This is a genomic window from Priestia sp. YIM B13551 (assembly GCF_042787905.1).
GTDB lineage: Bacteria > Bacillota > Bacilli > Bacillales > Bacillaceae_H > Priestia.
Window position 1 is genome coordinate 22,337 of the sequence record NZ_JBHZOX010000018.1, and the last position, 20,395, is coordinate 42,731.

General features: G+C 31.3%; 19 protein-coding genes. 8 read left to right on the plus strand and 11 right to left on the minus strand.

Annotated elements, in window-relative coordinates:
• Positions 1 to 7 precede the first annotated feature (7 nt).
• The 4 genes from galU (at position 8) to ACFX4N_RS29775 (ending at position 4,705) form a co-directional block, all read left to right on the plus strand.
• Positions 8 to 895 carry a UTP--glucose-1-phosphate uridylyltransferase GalU gene (galU, locus tag ACFX4N_RS29760; RefSeq protein ID WP_301264930.1) on the plus strand — a complete coding sequence of 296 codons (888 nt, stop codon included), beginning with the start codon at positions 8 to 10 and terminating at the stop codon, positions 893 to 895.
• Between the two features lie 262 nt (positions 896 to 1,157).
• Positions 1,158 to 1,937, plus strand: a complete 780-nt coding sequence (locus ACFX4N_RS29765; RefSeq protein WP_377263633.1) for an IS3 family transposase — start codon at positions 1,158 to 1,160, stop codon at positions 1,935 to 1,937.
• 602 nt (positions 1,938 to 2,539) lie between these two features.
• Complete coding sequence (locus ACFX4N_RS29770; protein WP_057275361.1) at positions 2,540 to 3,013, plus strand: hypothetical protein; 474 nt, start codon at positions 2,540 to 2,542, stop codon at positions 3,011 to 3,013.
• A gap of 1,401 nt (positions 3,014 to 4,414) precedes the next feature.
• On the plus strand, positions 4,415 to 4,705 hold the full coding sequence (locus ACFX4N_RS29775) for a hypothetical protein (RefSeq protein ID WP_377263612.1): 291 nt from the start codon (positions 4,415 to 4,417) through the stop codon (positions 4,703 to 4,705).
• Positions 4,706 to 5,808: 1,103 nt separating this feature from the next.
• Here the strand turns inward: ACFX4N_RS29775 and ACFX4N_RS29780 are convergent.
• Positions 5,809 to 6,312, minus strand: a complete 504-nt coding sequence (locus ACFX4N_RS29780; RefSeq protein WP_377263614.1) for a CAP domain-containing protein — start codon at positions 6,310 to 6,312, stop codon at positions 5,809 to 5,811.
• A 214-nt stretch (positions 6,313 to 6,526) separates the two neighbouring features.
• Between ACFX4N_RS29780 and ACFX4N_RS29785 the strand changes: the two genes are divergently transcribed.
• Positions 6,527 to 6,616 carry a YvrJ family protein gene (locus ACFX4N_RS29785; protein ID WP_301264959.1) on the plus strand — a complete coding sequence of 30 codons (90 nt, stop codon included), beginning with the start codon at positions 6,527 to 6,529 and terminating at the stop codon, positions 6,614 to 6,616.
• Positions 6,617 to 6,649: 33 nt separating this feature from the next.
• Entirely contained in the window at positions 6,650 to 7,198 is a 549-nt protein-coding gene (locus ACFX4N_RS29790) for a hypothetical protein (protein ID WP_377263616.1), read from the plus strand.
• A 243-nt stretch (positions 7,199 to 7,441) separates the two neighbouring features.
• Here ACFX4N_RS29790 and ACFX4N_RS29795 read toward each other — a convergent pair whose 3' ends face one another.
• Both ACFX4N_RS29795 and ACFX4N_RS29800 read right to left on the minus strand, forming a co-directional pair.
• A complete protein-coding gene (locus tag ACFX4N_RS29795; RefSeq protein WP_377263618.1) occupies positions 7,442 to 7,933 on the minus strand; it encodes a hypothetical protein in 492 nt (163 codons plus the stop codon).
• A 222-nt stretch (positions 7,934 to 8,155) separates the two neighbouring features.
• Complete coding sequence (locus tag ACFX4N_RS29800) at positions 8,156 to 8,323, minus strand: hypothetical protein (RefSeq protein WP_301264925.1); 168 nt, start codon at positions 8,321 to 8,323, stop codon at positions 8,156 to 8,158.
• Between the two features lie 367 nt (positions 8,324 to 8,690).
• Here ACFX4N_RS29800 and ACFX4N_RS29805 point away from each other — a divergent pair, with 367 nt between their 5' ends.
• Entirely contained in the window at positions 8,691 to 9,035 is a 345-nt protein-coding gene (locus tag ACFX4N_RS29805; RefSeq protein WP_199866560.1) for an SPW repeat protein, read from the plus strand.
• An 871-nt stretch (positions 9,036 to 9,906) separates the two neighbouring features.
• On the opposite strand, the gene ACFX4N_RS29810 is transcribed toward ACFX4N_RS29805, so the two are convergent.
• From ACFX4N_RS29810 to ACFX4N_RS29845, 8 genes are all read right to left on the minus strand, one after another.
• Complete coding sequence (locus ACFX4N_RS29810) at positions 9,907 to 10,104, minus strand: hypothetical protein (protein ID WP_377263620.1); 198 nt, start codon at positions 10,102 to 10,104, stop codon at positions 9,907 to 9,909.
• A 579-nt stretch (positions 10,105 to 10,683) separates the two neighbouring features.
• Positions 10,684 to 11,175, minus strand: coding sequence for a hypothetical protein (locus ACFX4N_RS29815; RefSeq protein WP_377263622.1), 492 nt, complete (start codon positions 11,173 to 11,175; stop codon positions 10,684 to 10,686).
• Positions 11,176 to 11,951: 776 nt separating this feature from the next.
• Positions 11,952 to 12,362, minus strand: coding sequence for a hypothetical protein (locus ACFX4N_RS29820; protein WP_377263624.1), 411 nt, complete (start codon positions 12,360 to 12,362; stop codon positions 11,952 to 11,954).
• A gap of 552 nt (positions 12,363 to 12,914) precedes the next feature.
• Positions 12,915 to 13,364, minus strand: a complete 450-nt coding sequence (locus tag ACFX4N_RS29825) for a spore coat protein (RefSeq protein WP_057275350.1) — start codon at positions 13,362 to 13,364, stop codon at positions 12,915 to 12,917.
• Positions 13,365 to 13,490: 126 nt separating this feature from the next.
• Entirely contained in the window at positions 13,491 to 13,691 is a 201-nt protein-coding gene (locus ACFX4N_RS29830; protein WP_057275349.1) for a hypothetical protein, read from the minus strand.
• Positions 13,692 to 14,038: 347 nt separating this feature from the next.
• The gene (locus ACFX4N_RS29835) at positions 14,039 to 14,614 is read right to left on the minus strand and encodes a MerR family transcriptional regulator (RefSeq protein ID WP_377263626.1); all 576 of its coding nucleotides are present in this window, start codon (positions 14,612 to 14,614) and stop codon (positions 14,039 to 14,041) included.
• A gap of 1,129 nt (positions 14,615 to 15,743) precedes the next feature.
• A complete protein-coding gene (locus tag ACFX4N_RS29840) occupies positions 15,744 to 16,676 on the minus strand; it encodes a tyrosine-type recombinase/integrase (protein ID WP_377263628.1) in 933 nt (310 codons plus the stop codon).
• 178 nt (positions 16,677 to 16,854) lie between these two features.
• Positions 16,855 to 18,243: a replication initiation protein gene (locus ACFX4N_RS29845; RefSeq protein ID WP_377263630.1), complete on the minus strand. Its 1,389-nt coding sequence runs from the start codon at positions 18,241 to 18,243 to the stop codon at positions 16,855 to 16,857.
• A 1,011-nt stretch (positions 18,244 to 19,254) separates the two neighbouring features.
• Between ACFX4N_RS29845 and ACFX4N_RS29850 the strand changes: the two genes are divergently transcribed.
• On the plus strand, positions 19,255 to 20,148 hold the full coding sequence (locus ACFX4N_RS29850) for a transcriptional regulator (RefSeq protein ID WP_377263631.1): 894 nt from the start codon (positions 19,255 to 19,257) through the stop codon (positions 20,146 to 20,148).
• The last annotated feature ends 247 nt before the right edge of the window (positions 20,149 to 20,395 follow it).

Genomic DNA, 20,395 nt, shown 5'->3' on the forward strand with positions numbered 1-20,395 from the left:
AAATTTAGTGAAGATAAGAAAGGCAGTTATTCCAGCAGCAGGTCTAGGAACAAGGTTATTGCCATCAACAAAGGCAATGCCAAAAGAAATGTTACCTATTATCGATAAGCCAACGATACAATATATTATTGAAGAAGCAGTGGAATCGGGAATTAAAGATATTATCATTGTCACTGGAAAAGGAAAGAAATCGATTGAAGATCACTTTGATACTTCAATGTTACTAGAAGAAACCTTAAAAAATAAAGGAAAAATAACCATCTTGAAAGAAATGCAAAGCATTTCTCAGTTAGCGAATATTCATTATATTCGCCAAGGGGTACCTAATGGTTTAGGACACGCGATTTGGTGTGCAAGAAATTTTATTGGTAATGAACCCTTTGCTGTTTTGTTAGGAGATACTCTTATTAAAGATAAAAAACCATGTCTAAAAGAAATGATTAGATTATTTGAAGAATGTCAGTCATCTATCATAGGCGTTAAGCGAGTTAACGAGTCTGAATTAAGTCGATATGGAATTGTAGATGTGATGAAGGGAAATGAGCCACTGTTGAAGGTTCGTAATCTAGTAGAGAAACCGGATAAAGGAGAGGCACCATCGGATTTAGCTATATTTGGAAGATACATCCTCACCCCTAAAATTTTTGAATTATTAGAAAAACAGGAGCGTGGGGTTGGTAACGAAATTCAGTTAACAGATTCTCTACAAACACTGCTTAACTATGAGAATGTATATGCTCAAATCTTTGAAGGGAAAAGTTATGATATAGGTGAAAAATTAGGTTACCTTAAGACAATTATTGAGTTCGCAATGGAACGAGAAGATCTAAAAAAAGATTTAGTTCAATTTTTAAAGGACATTGTAATAAAAAAGGGGACTGCCCCCCTAGAGTGAGAAAAATAAAACACCTTTAAGTTGAAAAACGGGTATATACTACCTAACAATCACTTGGAGATGTTTTTTTATGGGGACAAGAGTCAGTTATTCAGTAAAGGTAAAAATAAAAGCCGTTGAAATGAGACTAGGTGGTGTGCCTGCTAAAGAAGTGCTGTCACAATTAATATTCACAATTATACCCAATTAAAAAGGTGAATGAGTTGGTACAAAAATGGAGAAATGCATCGATTTGAATAGTCTGTAGGCAAACAATAATAACATCAAGAAGGCTTGTAAAACGTTAAGCATCTCACGATCAGGTTACTATGAATATTTACAGAGAAAACCTTCTAAAAGAGCTTTAGAGAATGAAGTGTTACGTGCGAAAATACAGGAGATATTTAAGGAACATAAGGGCTGGTATGGATCCTTAAGAATTACAAAGGTTCTTGAGAAGAAGGGAATCAAGATAAATCGAAAAAGAGTAGGAAAATTAATGCGTCAAATGAACCTGTATGCGAAAGGAAGTCGGTATCGCCATAAACGTTATAATAAAAAATCACCTTCTATAGAAAGACCCAACCCCTTAAATCAAGTTTTTCACACAGACGGACGAAATAAAATGTGGGTCGGTGACATTATCTATATCCCTACTCAAAAGGGCACTTTAAACCTTGCGGTATTTGTAGATATGTACTCGAGAAAAGTGAGTGGCTGGTCTATGAGTACACGGGTGAAAGATTCTCTTGTGATAGACGCGTTTTTACAAGGGTACAAGAAAGAACATCCTCCAACAGAATTAATTATCCATACAGATCAGGGGTCTCAATATATAGGTAGTAATTTTCAAGCCATACTGAAAAAGTATGATGCTATTTCAAGTGTCAGTAGAAAAGGAAATCTTTATGATAATGCGTTAATGGCATCTTTTTATAAGACTATAAAAAGAAAGCTCATTCATGGTGCCAAACTTACGGCATCAGAACAAACTCGAAAAGAAGTATTTAAATATATAGAGCTCTATTACAATACCAAAAAAATGCATTCTTCGCCGCATTAGCTTTCCCCTATTGAATACGAAAAAGCCTATTCATCATAGTAGCCTAATTTAATGCCTGGTGAATATTTACAACCCCAAAGAGTGTTTTGAATCCTGTCTCAAAAACAGGATTCAGTCCCCTTAAACTTGCTTGGGGACTTTTTCATTTGTTGTTTGATAAAATTTGTTTAGTCTCTATTTCTATTTTGAATTGTTCTTTTACATAGTTATAGTTTCGTGTAAGCGTATAGGAATGAAATAAAACAAAAGGGCCACTCTATGTATACAATATAAACATAGAGTGGCCTTCTTTTTTTGAAATGAAAATAAATAAACTTCTAAATGTGGAGAAACTTTTAAAAAAAGTCTAAGTAGTTTTCATAATTCTCATGCAGAGAAACGGTCTCTGTCGAAATTAACTTTTGTTTTGCAAACCCTTTCTCATTCGTTGCATATTTTAGCACCCTAGGAATATTAAATACGTGTGTCAAGCAAAGGTTTATTTTTTATACATGAATAAGTGAGATGACCACCAAATAAATACAAATTGTATACATCTTGTCAGCAGGAATTCATCTATTATGTGTTGAATCTGTATACAAATTATAAATGGGGTGATACAAATGGGAAGATTAGATAAATATGCTCGTCAATCTAAGCGGAAAGAACCTAGCAAAGTACTACCGATTCGGCTGCCTGAAAGCATCTACGATCAATTTCGAAAACGATGTGATGAACTTGGTTTATCCATGTCAGAGGCTGGTTACCTTCTAATTAAGGAGGAAATAGAAGATTCTTTATACACTAAGTATACAAATGAAGTAGCAGTAACAACAAACTCACTACAAATTCCTATACAAAAAGAAGATTATCCGACTACAAAAGTGATTGATCGAAAAACTTCCATGCCTTCCACACGTTGGACTTCGACACCTTACGAGGTAGAGAATGAATTGCCCTGCCCTTTATGTAATCAATGGTATAGTAAAGCTAATTTTTCTCGCCATGCAAAACATCATAATTTTACTACCAGAGAAATCCTAGAATCTCATCAAGAGACAATTAATCAAATGATCAAATGGCGAAAGAGTAATTGAAAAATGTGTTATGTATCAATAAGTAAAATATAAAACTAACTTCTAAATTATTAAGTTTTAATTAATAAACATACTGTAGGTAAATATGGATTTATACTTCTTCTCATATATCAGTCTATATTCTACTTTCTTATTAAGGAATTAGTGCCTTCACGATAACCTGATAGAAAATATATAAGTTATTGAATTAAATGTATTTTTAATAAAATAAATTCATTAAAAAATACAAGATTAACGTTTTTTATTCAAAGAAGTAAATGGATAAACTACGTTATAAAAATAATAGTTTTATCATTTACTCTATATGACGACAAATACATCATTTTTCTACAAATCATATAAATGATGAAACTTTTTTTAATAAAATGTTTGGATATTTACTTATAAAGTAAATATAACTTATATTTGTATTAGCAAAAATAAATACCTATACAAAGTTTGTTGAATGGATAGGTAATATAAAATTAGTAGTTTGTAATAGATGTCTTGTAAACAATCTAACTAGAAATAATGTAATGATTAATTATTAATTATTAATGTATTCCATTTCAAGAAATCTGTTTTTTTAAAAATATATTGTGAAAATATAAAAAGTTCCGTCTTTTTGAGAAGGAACCTTTTCATATAAGTGAATTCAATTCATTTCTTCTTTTGATGAGTAGGAAGACCAGTGAAAGAAATGATACGTGTTTTAAACCTAATTATTTAAGGTGTTTTCTTTAAAATAAGAAAACACCTTAAATAATTACATCCAAAGAAGTCGTGAAAATGGATTAATAAGCGTTATTTTAGGAAACCCAACCACGGAGGGAATGATAAATGGACTCTCACATGTCCACTTAATAACATTCAATTGTTAAGAATGTCCTGGGATTAAGACAGAACGACATGTCATGGTAGCCTATAAGAATAGCCCATATGATCCGAGTCTAAAAGAGTATTGGAAAAAACGAGACTGTAAGGTCTTTAATGGTGACAATACGCTAGATAGGATAAAGCTCGCAGGAAAGCAAGGATATCGTTTTGCACCGTGTAGATACACTTCACAAAATGGAGAAAAAGTTACCGTATGTAATCTGGTAGTTTCCCCGGATAAAGTTGTTAAATTGGTACAGCATATTGTATTAAATAAAAAGAGTTGTTTGGATAAAAAGAAGGATTGGACCGTATGACAGAAAATCTGTCACGTATGGTTCTTAGAGGGGAAGATACTCATGGGGGTCCCTTCCTATCCAACTTAACTGAAAATGTAGAGAACCTATTTTAAAAAAAGAAAAAACCCCCACGTATCAACTATATTACCTAAACAGTAATTTTTATAGGAATTTAAATATTATTGGACAAGCATCCACACACTCTATTTATCAATGAATAAACTATATTAATAAGTTAAGAAAGAAGGTGATTACAATAAAAAAACATTATTGTTACTATAACCAAAAACTAAATCATCAACATAAAAAGCAGAAAAGAGCAAACATCTTTATTCAAATTAACATTTATAACCATGCTGAAACTGGAGGACAAATTAGTGGTAATGGAGGACAAAATGCTAACCAGGGGGGGCAGATTGCTAAAAAAGGTGGGCAGAACGCTAATCAAGGCGGTGTGATTATTAAGAAGTACGGAAAGAAAACCAAAGGAACTAAAGTAAGAAAAAATAATTTTAGAAAGAAAACTAAAGGGAAATAATGTTGATTCTTTTAATGCTATACCCAAAACAATGTACCAAGCTTATCTAAGGTTAGTAATGTGCAAAATAGAAAACTAATAGATTAATAAACTTCACCTCCTCTAATTATTAGTTTTTGTCTAAAAATAGTTATTTAGTTCGAAATAAGGAAGTTTTCATATTTTTGAACTGTATATCATATACAAAGATAGTTAAGTAGGGCAGTTAGGGTACCACTGCCCTACTTGACTATCCTAAGAACTGTGCAAGTCTCTTTCAAGACACATCGACCCAAGTCTTCCATTGCGGGTCCATTTGCTGTCGTATCTTCATCACACGCCATAAAGGTAAGTAAAACGTACGTCGACGCTCCAAATGGAGGTATACATAACAGTACGTTTCGTTCATCAGAAGATAGCCACAACTTTATGTGTCTACGAGGGACCAATGGAGAAGTATGCCCCCTTTAGGGCCTATCGTGGGTTGTCCGTAAAGACGATAATATCCATCCAGTTATACAGTTTCCTACTTTCCTGTCCTCTTTCCAGGCAACGACATTCGCTTTCTCCCGTATCCTTTACCCTCTGTCACACCGTTTGATCTTACGATCTCGCTACTGATGACAAAGGGCTTATCAGGTTCCGCATTCTATAGATACGAGATGCATCACAACAGCATTATGGATTTACTTTCCCTCTTAGCAATACCCAAGCGAACCTATACATTATCCTGAGCTAACATTTACGAAGCTTATAAATCTCCCCTAATGTTGCCCATACTCATCCCTCCTAGCAGTGTTCTGAGTCGTGCACGGACCCTCTGTTTCCGCATTTCCGCATGCAACCCACAAATCCGTTACCAAATCCGCAGTTTTGGATAGAGATAGTTTTTGCGTCTAAACTAGTAGCGTAAGCCACACTATATAAAAGTGATAGCTTATCGTACCATAATGAATGTTACCGGAATAAAAAAGCCATTAGATACCAAAACTCTAACAACTTTTTCTATATTAGAACATGCCCAAAATTTTATGAATCTATATTATAAACTCATATCCTCATAAACAATTCTCATAAAAGAATGTCTAAATCTTGTTTTCCCTATAAAAATATATTGAATTTTATTATCCAGTAAACAATTGAACCCAATAAGTCTGATATTCATTAAAATCTAGGCCTTGAACATAACCTACTCTGGTATATTTGTAATTAGGGCCTAACATATTAGCATAATGGCCAGGACTATTTTTCCATCCTTCAAACACCTCCTGAGGAGTTATATAACCGGCGGCAATGTTTTCAGCTCCATATCGATACGAAACACCAAAATTTCTCAACATTTCAAAAGGCGTACCATATTGGAGACTATAATGTGAAAAATAATTATTATCCCTCATATCAGCAGCTTTCAGGTTTACAACTTCACTTAATTTTGAATCAATTATAAGGGGGGCGATACCACATCCCTTCCTTTCTTCATTTACTAGATATACAACTTGTTCTTGAAAACTTTGATATGGAATAGGAACTTCTACAATATCATTGACTTCTGATACTATAGATTTATCTAGCTGATGACTTTCTACACTATTTGCTGTTTTCTTACTTTTAGATGGTTTTGATTTCACAGTTTTTACCTCATCTCTAGTTAGCATGAAATATAATATTCTAAATCGATAAATTTGTTTCTATGCTTATTGTTATTCTAAGAAAGAAAGCCGTTGGAATTGTTAGTTCCAACGGCTTTCTTAGAACACATCCAAACCCTTTTGATTGGACCGCATTATATAAAATAATGGTATCTAAAAGGAAGTAATCAAGATAGAACAATGGCCTAATCTTATTGGGAATTTTGGCTTTCCTATTATTGTTGCTTTTTATCTTCTACTACGCTTTGAAAAGAAAATTAATCATATTTGTTATGTACTATAACCTAAAATAGATTATAAAAATAAACGAAACACCTTGAACTTATTTAATTTTTATAATTGGGAAAAAGAACTAATTGGAGATACACAAAGAAAAAAGATCAGTAAAGAAGTTAAAGAAACAGTTACTAATGATGATGGAGAAAAGCTATTTCAAAAGCATATCGAAGAATCATATGTTTCAAAAGAACCTGATTACGTAAAAATTTATTTAGATAATATCCTACAAATAAATAACCTATCAAGTGGTATCCAAAAGACATTGAACGTTCTTCTAAAAAGAATGGCCTATGATAACATAGTCGTTTTAAATGCATACATAAAGAAACAAATGGCTGAAGAGTTAGGATTTAATACAGTCCAAAGTTTGAATAACAACATCAATAAGCTTGTTAAAGAAGGAATTATGAATAGAAAAGGAACTGGAACTTATGAAATGAATCCATTTCTATTTGGAAGAGGATCTTGGGACAATATTAAAAAGATTAGATTCCAAGTAATATTTGAGGAAGGGAAAATCAGTCAAAAAGCAGATTTTGACTATAAAGATGAAGTCGCTATATCTCATGAAGAAAAAAACTACTGATTAGACACAAGTAATCTTTTCCCCTTTGTACACATAAGTTCTTACGAACTTGAGCAAACTACTCAAGACATCATGAGATATCTACCCAATGATTAAGATTTATGTAAGAGAAGAAGCTACTGGCCTCACCAGTATCTTCTTCTCTTTTTTTAGATTAATATCATATACAACCTTCCCATAGGTGGATATTTAAGAGGTTCCCAACGCATTTATAGATAAAATTTACATTTATCTATATTTACTTCAATACATAATAAAATTCCCATAATCAACGACGGTAATTTTACCTTTCTTGGATAACCTTATATTACTATTCCCCATATCCCTAGGTCTGATTCCGGCAGCTAGAAATTTGTTTTTTAATTGAGTTAATTCTTTGTTATATATTCCATCGGGAACTTTAATGTCCATTTTTTTCATTATAATCCAACCATGCCCAACTTCTTTCACTGGGCAGAGGTGTTTTCGTAAATTAGCCCGACAATGGTTATATATTTTAAATTCGGTTTTATTATTTTGAATTCCAAACTCAGTAAGGGCTACTTTTAATACATATCCATTATTAAGATCATAGACAATACGTTGGCGACCATTACCAATCTTTTTGTATTTCAACTGTAAGATTTCTTTAGCTTTGTTAGCCCTCTGACTTTTACTTGTATGCTTATAATGATGCATTATTGATAGCCATAAATTAATAGATTGTATTTCCAAATTAGATAAAAAAACACTCAACCTTAACTCTCCCCCCTCCCTTTTTTATCTCTAAAATTATAGTTTGGGCAATAGAAGAATCCCTTGACAGCGTGTTTGTATAAAGAAACAGGAACTATGAGCCTGATCTTTCCTAAAGAAAAACAATCCAACATATCATTTGATAATGGAATCTTTAAAATTTAGTTACTGTTATTAAATAATAGAGAAAATTATCTACATTAATTTAAAATAAAGCTAGAATCAATAACAACATCCTCTGTTATCATTTTTTCTATGCTTGTTATAGGAATTGTGTTTTTTATTTTGCTTTTTATTGCGTTTTTTGTCATCTTTTTTAATAATTACTTTGTCTGTCTGAATAATCACTTTATCATCATGAATAACTTTTTTCCTTTTATCATAGGACACTTAAATCACCTCCTAAACAAAAGGGATACTACATAATATGAAAAAAAATAAAATTGGTACAAGCCAAACGTTTACTTATAGAGCATTTCTCTAAAAAATGATCAAATAATCTAGTTTTAGCCTTTTAAAGGTAGTTTTTCTGTTTTTAGATTGTATATGGTATACATCTTTAATTAACATAATGAACTTTATAGGTAGTCAGAAAACAAAGTAAGAACTATACAGTTTAATCAGCAGCTATAAATCTTCTCTTTTTTCTTAAAACAATCATATAGTCCCATTTTAATTGATTTAATTAACCTTAATAATTTCTAAGCATATAATTCAATAATGAAATCTTTAAGTATTTCATTAACTTTAAGGAGGCATGATTGTGGAAACAAGGAGTATTTTAATTGCATTAATTGGTGCCTGGTTTATTCTCGCACCTTGGGTTATTGGTTTTTCAGATCAATCAGGAGCTTTGTGGTCAAGTATAATTTTTGGAATCATTCAGATTATCGTATCATTGTGGGTCTGTAACAAACTTGGTTGGACTTCATGGCAGAACTGGGTTTCATTGATTACTGGTGTTTGGTTTGTAATTTTTCCTTTTATTTATTCATTAACAAACGGAGAAGTTTGGTCAAGTGTAATACTTGGTGTAATCACTATTATATTGAGCTTATTAAACTTAAGATCTAATTCGAATTCTAAAAGTTTAAATGAATAATGTTCAATATTTTGAGCAAACTACCCAATATGCTATAAAGCATCCTCTCATAGAACCCAATTGCATACAATCCAAGTAATAGAAAGAACTACTGATTCCTGTTCAGTAGTTCTTTCTGTTTTTTAAGCTGTATATGATATACATCTTTAGTTAACATAATCACTATTATAAGAAGAAAAAAGATTTTTATATATTGCTATAAACCTTGATATATCAAGGTTTATAGGGCTTTTTTTGAAAGTTAAAAATAACTTTTATAAAGAGTTGTTTTTTGTAAAAAAACAAAGGTTAAAAACAACACTATTATAGAGTTTAATTTAACTCTAATGAAGAGTGGATATTAACTGAAATATAAGTTAATATAAAAATATAATAAATGGTAAAAAATGATAGAGGTGGATAATGCAGCTAAAATATCGAAAGTGGAAACAACAAAAGTCGTTGATATGAACGGAGAAATAATGGAAGAAACGACAAGTGTTTTTTTAACTATGGAAAAGAAACAGACTACATAAAAGTATATCTCGACAATATTGTTGTATTAGCAGAGATACAAGGATGGATAAGTAAAGTACTATACGAACTCATCAAAGGCGTAACTTATGCAAATAAAGGACAATTTATCATCATTAATTCAGGATATAAACGAATTGTAGCTGAAAATTTAGGCATTAAACAACAATCAGTAACCAATGCGGTTAATCAATTAACAAAAAAATATCCCAATTAAAAAAGAAACAGGGGTTTTCTTATTAAATCCCCAATTCTTTGGAAGAGGTGAATGGAAAGACATCTCTAAAATTAGATACGAAGTAGAACTAAGTGCAGACGGTAAAGTCATGCGATTAAAAGATACAAATTGAGAAAATAATTAAAACATCGTGTTCAAAAAAATGAATACGATGTTTTCTACAGCTGCACATATATGTTCACTTTTAATTAAGTCGGGTAAGTTAGGGGCATCACTGCCCCTTCCTCCCCTAAGAACCGTACGAGTCCCTTTCAAGACACATCGGCTCAAGCCTCCCATTGCAGTTCCATTTGCTGTCGTATCCTCTTCACACACCATAATGGTAAGTAGAACGTACGCCGACGCCCCAAATGGAGGTATACATAACAGTAGGTTTCTTTCGTCAGAAGATAGCCACAACCTTATGTTCCTACGAGAAACCAACGAGAAGTCGGCTCCCTTTTGGGCCTGTCATTGTCTGTAAAGACGACAGTATCCGTCCAGTTTATCGTACCATCTCCAATTAGAAAACTTATCAGGCATCTATGATGCTATTCAACAGGCTACTCACAGTGAAGAACAAAATCAACAAAGACATCAACTAAGAAAAAGAAAACCAAAACTAAAAACATTAATAAAGGGCTAGATTTAAGCCTTTAATAGCACATATAGAAATTGCCTTAAGTCAATTAAAATCAACTTAAAGTTGCTTCCCTTAGAAAGAACTCTGAAGCGTTTACAGCTAATGAGTAATTTCATTATCTCGCTTAAAGTTTACTATGTCCCAGAAAACCATACTGACCACCAGTAGGTTTTTCCCCTTTTGAGATCAATATCATATCCAATCTTCCCATAATTGGATATTTAAGAGGTTCCCAACACATTTATAGATAAAATTTCTATTTATCTATATTGACTTCAATACATAATAAAATTCCCATAATCAACGACAGTAATTTTACCTTTGTTGGATAACCTCATATTACTCTTCCACATATCCTTAGGTTTGATTCCGGCAGCTAGAAATTTGTTTTTTAATTGAGCTAATTCTTTGTTATATATTTCATCGGGAACTTCAATCTCCATTTTTTTCATTATAATCCAACCATGTCCATCCTCTTTCACTAGGCAGAGGTGTTCTCGTAAATCAACTGGACAATGGTTATATATTTTAAATTCGGTTTTATTACTTTGAATCCCCCATTCGGTGAGGGCTACTTTTAATACATATCCATTATTAAGATCATAGACAATACGGTTGCGACCATTACCAATCATCTTGTGTTCCAACTGTAAGATTTCTTTAGCTTTGTTAGCCCTTTGACTTTTACTGTTATCCTTATAATGATGCATTTTTGATAGCCATAAATTAATAGATTTTATCTCCCAATTAGACAAAAAAACACTCAACCTTAACTCTCCCCCTCCCTTTTTTATCTCTAAAATTATAGTTTATGCAATAGAAAAATGCCTTGACAGGGTGTTTGTTTAAAGAAACAGGAACTATGAGCCTAATTTTTTCTCTTTTTTACAAACTAACATATTTAAATGCATTAATTGGTGTCTGGTTTACTATTGCACCTTAGGCTATTGGTTTTACAGATCAGTCAGGGGCTTTGTCGTCAAGTGAACTTTTTGGACTCATTCAGATTATCGTGTCATTGTTGGGGTCTAATAAACCTGATGGAAATTAATGACGAGGCTGAATTTCAGTGATTACTGGTGTCTGGTTTGTAATTTTCCCATTTATAATGGAGAGGTTTGGTCAAGCATAATTCTTGGTTTAATTACGATTATATTTAGCTTATGGAACTTGAGATCTAATTCAGAATCAAAAGCTGGAGGTTAAAAATAACTGAATAGCATCCCATAGCTTGAGCAAAATACTTAAGATGTTTTCAAGCATTATCATAACGTAAACCAATTTCCCTTGGCAGTAGGGGATTTTTCGCTTTTAAATTTGTATACGATATACAAGTTTTCCTCTATAAAGTGAGTAATATCAAATATTTATAGGGGAAAATACGTCCACAATCAGCTTTATAACTCTGTGGCTTTTGTTTTTTTCTGTTTGGTTTCTTAATCTCTCAGCAAATCTTAAAATCTTATTTTTTATTCTATTAAAGCTTTCATAAATTAAAGAAAATACGTTGTTTATCCTCTATTTTCTTACTTCCCCATGCAATCTACAAACTTGTTATTGAACCAGTAGTTGGACTACAATTACCTAAATTAAAAGCTGTATTTGTAATAGCATTTAGATTTTTGAAGAGAATAGTATTTCCTTCTTGATTTGCACGCAAATTATCAACCCCATAACTATTTATAAAAACATTAAGATCATAGGAGGTTTGATAGCGTATTTCATATTTTTCAGCATTAATTTCCATATCCGGATTAACTAAAAAAACCAGGGAATTAATTGAAGTATTTGGATGAAGAATAAATTCTGTGTCAGTAATCGTTGTACGATCGCTCCAGTTTATCACTTTAATCCGTATCTCTACGGTAATAGAAGGGTTAAGATTTATTAATTCGCTAAGAGCTATAGTAGTATTAGGGTGTTTGTTTAATACACCAGTTGATAAATAAGACATTATTTAATCTCCTTATATAGTTTTATTGAAGGAGGAATACGTAAAAGCTGTGATCAAGGTCATATGTCGTTATTTGAAAACGCTTACATAACCTCCTACATTATACTATACGTACTTTGTAATTAACCTGTCTTAGTCAATAGCCTTTTTTGAAATCTGAGGGAAAATATAATTAAATATTCTAAGTGAAAAATAATTACTTTATAAATCTTTATTCAATATAGAAAAATTCATTGTAATTAACAAGCATGAAGAATCCAACAATGAGAATTAGACAATTATAGAAAACGCATAAATGTTTTTCAACAACTAGGGATTTTTAAGAAAACGGATTTTTAAAAGAAAAATAAGTTTAAGGTCGTTAATTCTACTATATTTATTAACTTATTTTTAGCTGAATTATATAAGAAAACCATATCTAACAACTTGAGCAAACTATCCCAAGGAAAATCAGTTTCAGTAGTTACTCATCACACGGAAAAGGAAACCATAAGAAAAAACAAAAGCCTTTAGAATGAATTTCCCTTCCGAAGGCTTTTGTTTTTCTTATGATTAAAGGATATCTATTTTGATTAATAAAGCTACTAGAAGTTGAATAAGAACTTGAACATTAGCTGCAATATCAGTGTCTGTAGTTGTCACCTTAACATTTCTTGAATTTTTAACAATTGTACGCTGCTTATTAATTTGTTTAATAGAGGATTTTTGAAAAAGTTCTTGCGCCACTTTATCAGCTTCTGTGCTACTACCCAAAGAAATAGTTAAAATAAGCACGATAGCCGCTTGTAAAGCTGCTTGAATCGATAATCCTACTTTTGTACTTGTTGTGTTAATTTCCACATCAGCCGAATCATAGACGAAGATAGATTCTTCAGAAAACTGAAGAGTTTCAGCTTTTTGAGCTGCTAATTGCTTGTTATCATCAAAAACTGGATGTGAAGAAGCGTCTAAGGCACTCCACTTATTACCTTTACCTTTTTTCTTATGGTCCTGCTTACTCATATAGTACTTACCATCTTCTGGGTTATAGTAACTATAATATTTACTCACTTGATCACCATTCCTTCAAATTTTTTATTTTTAAAAATATAAAATGCTTGTACCTAAAAAAAATAAATAAAAAATGGTCTATTTCAAAGTTTTATTGATTCTAGATTGTAGTTCTGATGTGATTTTTTTAATTTTTTCTTTTTGATCGGGTGATAAATTTTTTAGTGCAGATTCTGAAATTCCATATTTATCTAGTACGCGTGAAATTAAAGCATCGGCAACGCCGTCTGGATCTTGATTATTAAATGCAGAAGATATAATTTTTTTTAAATTGCTCATTCTGACGAATCCCTCCTATAAAAAATATTCTTAAGTAAGAAATACCTCTAATAGTAGAGTATGCAAGTACTAAAAAGGTGCTTGGACTAATAACGATAGACAAAAATCCATTTTATAGAATTAAAAGTAATATATAATTTTTAGGCTACTCTTTAATCTAAAAGCTTTTTTGTGATTTAAACTTGTAATTTCTAATTAATTCAAGTACTGTTTCTGATTCCAAAACAAATCCCCCCTTAGCTACTAAGGGAGGAGGTATATATCTTATTTTTAAAAGAATCTTGAAATAAAGCTTTTAATTAAAGCATTACAGAAACTGGACGGGGAATTTCTTCAATTCTTTACTTTTACTTTCTAAAAAACATGCTCCAGAAACCTTTTGGTTTTGATTCAATATTTTCTTGGGCAGATGCTATAAGTTTTTTAGTATCATTAATTTCACGTATTGCTTTAGTCAATCTTTCATCCCGTTTTTCTAGATTATTTTCAATATATTTATCTTGATTGCTTAACTTTTCTGTAAGCTGTTCTATAAGCTTTCCTTGCTCATCAAGGCGCTGAATAAGTGCGATCTGAAATTGCTCATCTTTTTCAGATCTATTAAGCAAATCTTGAATTTTTTCTTCAAGGGAGTCTACTTTTTTTTCGAGTTTTGTTTGTACATCAACTGCTTCTGGTATGATTTCTCCCTGAAGCCACTGATTTATCATTTTATAGCTCCAGTTTTGCTCCTGAATTCTTTTTTTTATTTCAATTAATAAATCAATATTTTGTTTGTTATATCTTCTATGACCTCCCTCAGTTCGTTGAATTTGGAGATTAAATTCTTTCTCATATAAACGCACCAAGTCAATACTTAATCCAGTTAGCTTTACAGTATCTTTCAAAGTATAGACAACGCCACTATCTGTTTCTTTAGACATTTTTCTAGAGTTCTCCTTTCTATATAAAAATCTAGATACTCATCAAAGTTGATTTATCAAGGCTAATAACGATTCTAGAATCTACTTGTACTAGATATTACTCAAGATTTATATTCCTAGTAAAATTCTATTAATATTTTAGTAATTCCTTCATTGTGTGACAATTATTGCTTTGCTTTACATAAATCCATTAATTCCTCTTATTAATTCTAGATAAAATTATGAACTTTGCAAGAGTAGAACTATATATTTTAAACCTAAATAAATTATCAATTTTATTTTCAGAATGCGTGCGTTTTTTTTAAAAATATCAAAACTAGAATTGATATTTTTAAATGTTTCATAAGTGAATGCATCTTTAGTACTCTTAAATCTAACTGGTTCTTCAGGTGCAACTTCTCAAACTATACCTTCTGTAACTAGAAGAGCAGGAAATCTAGTAGCATTTAGAGATGCTATTTCACAACATTCAACTCCTATTGCTGCAACTAGTACAGTATAGACTATGTTTTCAAATATTGGTGTCTAATAAATAGACTTAACTGTGATAGCAACTATAATGCGTTTTCATCAACGTTGCAAATATACGAAGTTATTTTAAAAGAAAGTGTTTATAACTCTTGATATTACAAAGGTTTCAATGAATCTAGAATGCGCTTTATCTAGACTAAATTCGAGATATTTAGTTTCAAATGGAAGGTATTCGTGCAAATATATTCTCCTCTATAATTTTTAGTCTTCCAACAGAATCTAGAACTTGGCTATCCTTTGATAATAAAGGGTTTGTAACAAATCTAGAATGCACTTTATCTAGGATTTAACCAAGAATCTCAATTCTTTTTAAATTCAAGGATAGGCATCCAAGAGTTTAGTTCCTATGTGTTTGATGGCTTTCCTTCATAGATATTATATCTATAGTACTTCTTTAATCTAATTTCATATAAATTTACTACTTTAACAACTTTAATAATAGAATTGTGCATCTCCTAGTTTAACTAAAGTCAAACTAGGAGGTGCATTCTAGAATTAGTTAGTCTGATAAAAGAAATAAGTTGAACTAATGAATATTTGTCGTTGGTATAACGTGTTTCTAAAGGAGATTAAGTTAAACTTGGTTTTAAATTATTTTTTATTTTGATTTTAGATATCGTTTGAATCGGTATAGAGCATGGCGACTAGATAGCCCAAAATAAGAAATAATGTCTTCGTTTGAATACCCTTTGCAAATTTTGTCTAATATACAGCTATTTCGAAAGTGAGTAGATCTCACGTGAGCTTTTATGCCTGAACGTTTAACTTCTCTTTCAATCATACGCTTTGTTCCGATTACACTAATCCTTTTAGGTTTGTTTAAGGCGTAATCATACCAATAAGCCATTTTTTGAGGATGAAAAGAAATAAACAGTGGATCGTCTGTATAGTCTTTGGGTCTGAATAATAAAGGAATGGTTGATAGGTAGTGATATATGATTTTTTTATCATGTTTAGAAAGATCTAAGGTGCGATTAGTTTTGTTAGTACTAATGGTTAATGTATTTTGTCCAAAATTAATGTCTTGTATATTTAAAGATACAACTTCATTAATCGTGAGGCCGTAACGAAGCATAAGAACTAATATGGAATGGTTACGAGGTCCAATGTATTTATGTATCTGCAATTGAATGTCGCTTAGATTTTTATGGCTTACAACAGAATATAAAAGGATTGATGTATCTGCTTCTGTTATAAAGTCAGTGTCAGTTAATCCTCGTTGCTTTTTTGTTGTTGCCTTTAATATACCGAGATGATCTGTGAGATTATAGTATTTCAATAAGCCATTTAAATGTGATGCTACGCGTCTTAAAGTCGCTTCTGACAGCTTTTTTTCTTTTAGGTACATAAAGTATCCCTCGTAATATTTTTGCTCTTTTGGTAAGGTTTCTTGATCTATCTTAGAATGATAAAGAGTTAGCCATTCAAAAAACTTCTCTAAATCATGCTGATACATTAAAATTGTAGAAGTTTTTTTCCCTGATTCATCTAAATAAGCAAGGAAGTCCTGAAGAATAATAGGATTATTCAAGTGAGAGCACATCCATTCCAGGTAAATTTAATATACTATCATTATAACAGAAATAAAGATGGCTTGCTAAGACTTGAATTTGTTAAGAAATTCGATATATTAAATTTACCTTCATTTGAAAACCCTTATAAAAAAACACGCCGTTAAAAGCGTGTTTTTTTATATCTGGCTGTTCAATTTAAGTTTTATTAGAAATCTCACTTTGTAAAAATTCTTTGTAAACCTTTTTTAATTCTTTATTTTTAAAATCATTAACTAGTCTCGGCTCTAAACCTAATTCTTCACGTTTTTTCAAATCATCTCTCATATTTCGAATGACTTCTTGTAAACCTGCTTCTTGAGCTTTTTTGACTTCTTGTTGATTCGGTTGATCTGAACTTAAGACCAACATTTTTTTCAATTCTTGAAACTGAAGGAGCTTTTCTTCAAATTCTATTTGAGTTCCATTTTCTTTAAAGAAAAATTCTTGCTTCTCTTTTAATGTAAAATCTTTAAAAGTTTGTTTTTTATCTCTAGCTTCTGCTATAAAATCTGGAACTAATTCTTTTTTTGGTGTCCTTTTAGAGTTAATACGCTTTGATTCCTGTGAGAGTTTGGCATAATCTTTTTGAATCGCTTTTACTACATAAGAATGAGGATAAGTGACCTCTCCTGTAATTGAACGATCTTGTGTGTATCTTATATTTCTTTCTAGATGTTCTTTTGTAAATTCAGATAACAGCCATTCTATTTTTTCCGGCTTAACTCCTAAGTTCTCTAAATCATTCTGGACACTGTTTTTATTATCATCTAACTCTAATGATTCCTGGTTTAATTCTAGCTTTTTCTCCTTAGTAGCAATAGCCTCATTTATTGCAGGAGAACCAGTAATAATGAATTCTATAGATGTTACTTTTCTACCCGTTTTTAATTCAACGAATTCAAAGCGGATGTCCGTTTTATTATTAATTTCTTTTTGGGCGACTGCTAATACTTTACTTTTAAAGTGACCATACTGTTTATACTTAGTAGGTTCAATAGCTAAAAAATGACGCAATTCTTCGAGAGTTAGTTCTCTTTTTCTCAGACGCTCATATTGCTTAAGCAGCTCATAAATACGAATTGAATAAACTGAATTGAGTCTGACTACATTCTCTAATTGATACGATGTAAATTTTTCTTTAAGCTCTAAAAACAGATACTTTAAGCTAGGGTGAAATTGTAATGTTATGTAGCCTTCATTTTCCTCATAGATAGACGTGATTACCCAGTTGTAATTTCTTTGTTTTCCTTTTTCTTTTATGGTCAGAATCTTTGTTTGCAGACCATTTACAATTTCTTTTAAGTAGGAGTAAAAACCTGTGCCTTTCTTATTCCCTACGATTTCGATGAAATCTTTAGCACGAAATCTATAGGTCTTTAACGTTTCATCGTTAGGCTGTACTTTAGAAGCCATGATTAAAAGGATTCTTTGTTCCTGTAAAGATAATTTATATGTACTCTCAATAAGGATGTTTGATTTAGTTACCCAATTTTTTATATTTATACTTTCCAGATCATATGGTTGAACGACAGTCGTTTTCTTCATAAAATCCCCCATATTTTCCTAAACTATCACTAAAATATCATAAAAGTGATACTGTGTAAATTACATATCAGGGAGCAGCTTGTCCTTATAATTTAACTATCACGCAAAATTAGTGATAGTTCATGAGCATGTTTACCCCTGAAAACATTGCTCAGTTTTGATTTATTACCCCAAATTTTCAATTTGATACGCAAAATTGGTGATAGTTAAAGCATGTCTACATATTTAACGCAAAATTGGTGATACTTCATAAGTATCTACACTTTTCACGCAAAATTAGTGATAGTTAATCTATATTTACATTTCCAACGCAAAATTAGTGATAGTTCGCGCAAAATTAGTGATAGTTTCACGCAAAATTAGTGATAGTTTCACGCAAAATTAGTGATAGTTCGCGCAAAATTAGTGATAGTTCGCGCAAAATTAGTGATAGTTTAGGCTTATAAATGTTGTAATATCAGTATCTATAGACGGCCTAAAACAGTAAAACAATAAAAACAAATATATAAAACAATATATAAAACAATAAAACAATAAAACAATAAAACAATAAAACAACATAAGAGAATAGTTGTTTTTTGTTTTATAACTTTCAAGATTAATAATTAAGTAAACAAATACATCTGTAGTGAGTTTTTTAGAATATTAAAAGTATATCCAAACGAAGTAATTTTTAATCATGGGTAAAATATAGAGGTTTTATGAGGAGATTATGAATTCTTATTGAATTATAAGATTAATAGACGGTATAATAGAGTCACCAAAACAGTGCGGAATATAAAAAGACTCCAACGTGTGCAAGTGGTGCGCCAACACCCTTACACCGTTAACCCTAATACATCTAGGGAAAACACCTGTCGAAGTCCTAATACATAAATTTAATTACGCCTTTATTCTATAGGATAATTAAATTTATTTCAAGGGCGTAGTCTGTCAAAAAATCCGACATCGTTTTCCTTTTTCATGGGATGCGATGTCTTTTTTTGTTCCTGAAAAGGAGAGGATAGACTAATGTCTACTACGCGCATGCTTACGACAGAAGAATTTGATTTTATGAAAAATTATCATAGTTTTATAGAAAACCGTTCTCAACATCAATCAATGAAACGAAAATTACTTAAAGAAATTATAAGCCTCTATGGAGAAAGATTTTATCGCCTTCACGAAGGAACGCGAAAAGCTTTGGACCGACTTTGTTGGTTTGCTGCAGAAAAGGGCTTTTGTTTTCCTGGTAGTACATATTTAGGTAAAACCTACGAAAAGTCAAAAGGAACAATCGATCGTCATTTAAAAGAACTTCGAAAACAAGGACAAATTGTTACTTTCTATCGTCGCTGCCCTCATAACAATGGAAAGGGGAACCCAGTGCACTTATTTGTGAATCACCCTTATTTTAACCATTGGGTTAAGTATTTACAGCTCGATTTAGAGTGTGATGTTGAAGCAGATGTTAAAGCAGAAAATGCTGAAACTTCATGTGAGAGTAAGAGTAAAGAGGCAAAAAAGTGTTCTACCTATAATTTATCTTTAAAAGATTTTAATAAATACATACGTAATAATGTAAATGTCACACTTTCATCTGAATATGTACCTTCTTTTATTCCAAAAGCTTTTAGAGATGCTGTAAGGCCTTTTTTCACTTCTGCAGACGATATCTACGAATTATGGGGGAAAGTCCGTTTAGCTTATAAAATGAGTCATATTGATAAACCATTAGAAGATTTAGTTTCCATTTCCGTTCAATCATTTAAAGAGACCATATTCGCTTACAAGAGAAAGCGAATAAAAAATACTTTTACAGCTTATTTTTTTGGAACATTGCGGGGTCAGTTTGCTATTGAACGTAGAAGAGAGGTTCAAAGAAATTCTGATAGTGTGCTATTTTACAATGTTTTAAAAGCGTGATTTCTTCTATATATAGTAGATACATTTAAATAAAATATGATTTTAAAAATTATATATTGACTTTGTTTAAAAAATATTATAAGCTATTTAAGCGTCGTTGAGACATACTAATAACAATGATGTTAAAAAAAATTAAAAAGTTATTGACATCTCATTGATGACTTGATAAAATGATAAAGTCGCTTAAGAGCGGCGGTTGAACTTTGAAAACTGAACAAAGCGACAAACGTCAACGTTAATTTTTATT

Bases quoted from the DNA above. Each gene is read 5' to 3' on its own strand.
- ACFX4N_RS29770 (WP_057275361.1), top strand. From the start codon at position 2,540: ATGGGAAGATTAGATAAATATGCTCGTCAATCTAAGCGGAAAGAACCT.
- ACFX4N_RS29805 (WP_199866560.1), top strand. From the start codon at position 8,691: ATGATTGTGGAAACAAGGAGTATTTTAATTGCATTAATTGGTGCCTGG.
- ACFX4N_RS29810 (WP_377263620.1), bottom strand. From the start codon at position 10,104: ATGGTGTGTGAAGAGGATACGACAGCAAATGGAACTGCAATGGGAGGC.
- ACFX4N_RS29820 (WP_377263624.1), bottom strand. From the start codon at position 12,362: ATGTCTTATTTATCAACTGGTGTATTAAACAAACACCCTAATACTACT.
- ACFX4N_RS29825 (WP_057275350.1), bottom strand. From the start codon at position 13,364: ATGAGTAAGCAGGACCATAAGAAAAAAGGTAAAGGTAATAAGTGGAGT.
- ACFX4N_RS29830 (WP_057275349.1), bottom strand. From the start codon at position 13,691: ATGAGCAATTTAAAAAAAATTATATCTTCTGCATTTAATAATCAAGAT.
- ACFX4N_RS29835 (WP_377263626.1), bottom strand. From the start codon at position 14,614: ATGTCTAAAGAAACAGATAGTGGCGTTGTCTATACTTTGAAAGATACT.
- ACFX4N_RS29845 (WP_377263630.1), bottom strand. From the start codon at position 18,243: ATGAAGAAAACGACTGTCGTTCAACCATATGATCTGGAAAGTATAAAT.
- ACFX4N_RS29850 (WP_377263631.1), top strand. From the start codon at position 19,255: ATGTCTACTACGCGCATGCTTACGACAGAAGAATTTGATTTTATGAAA.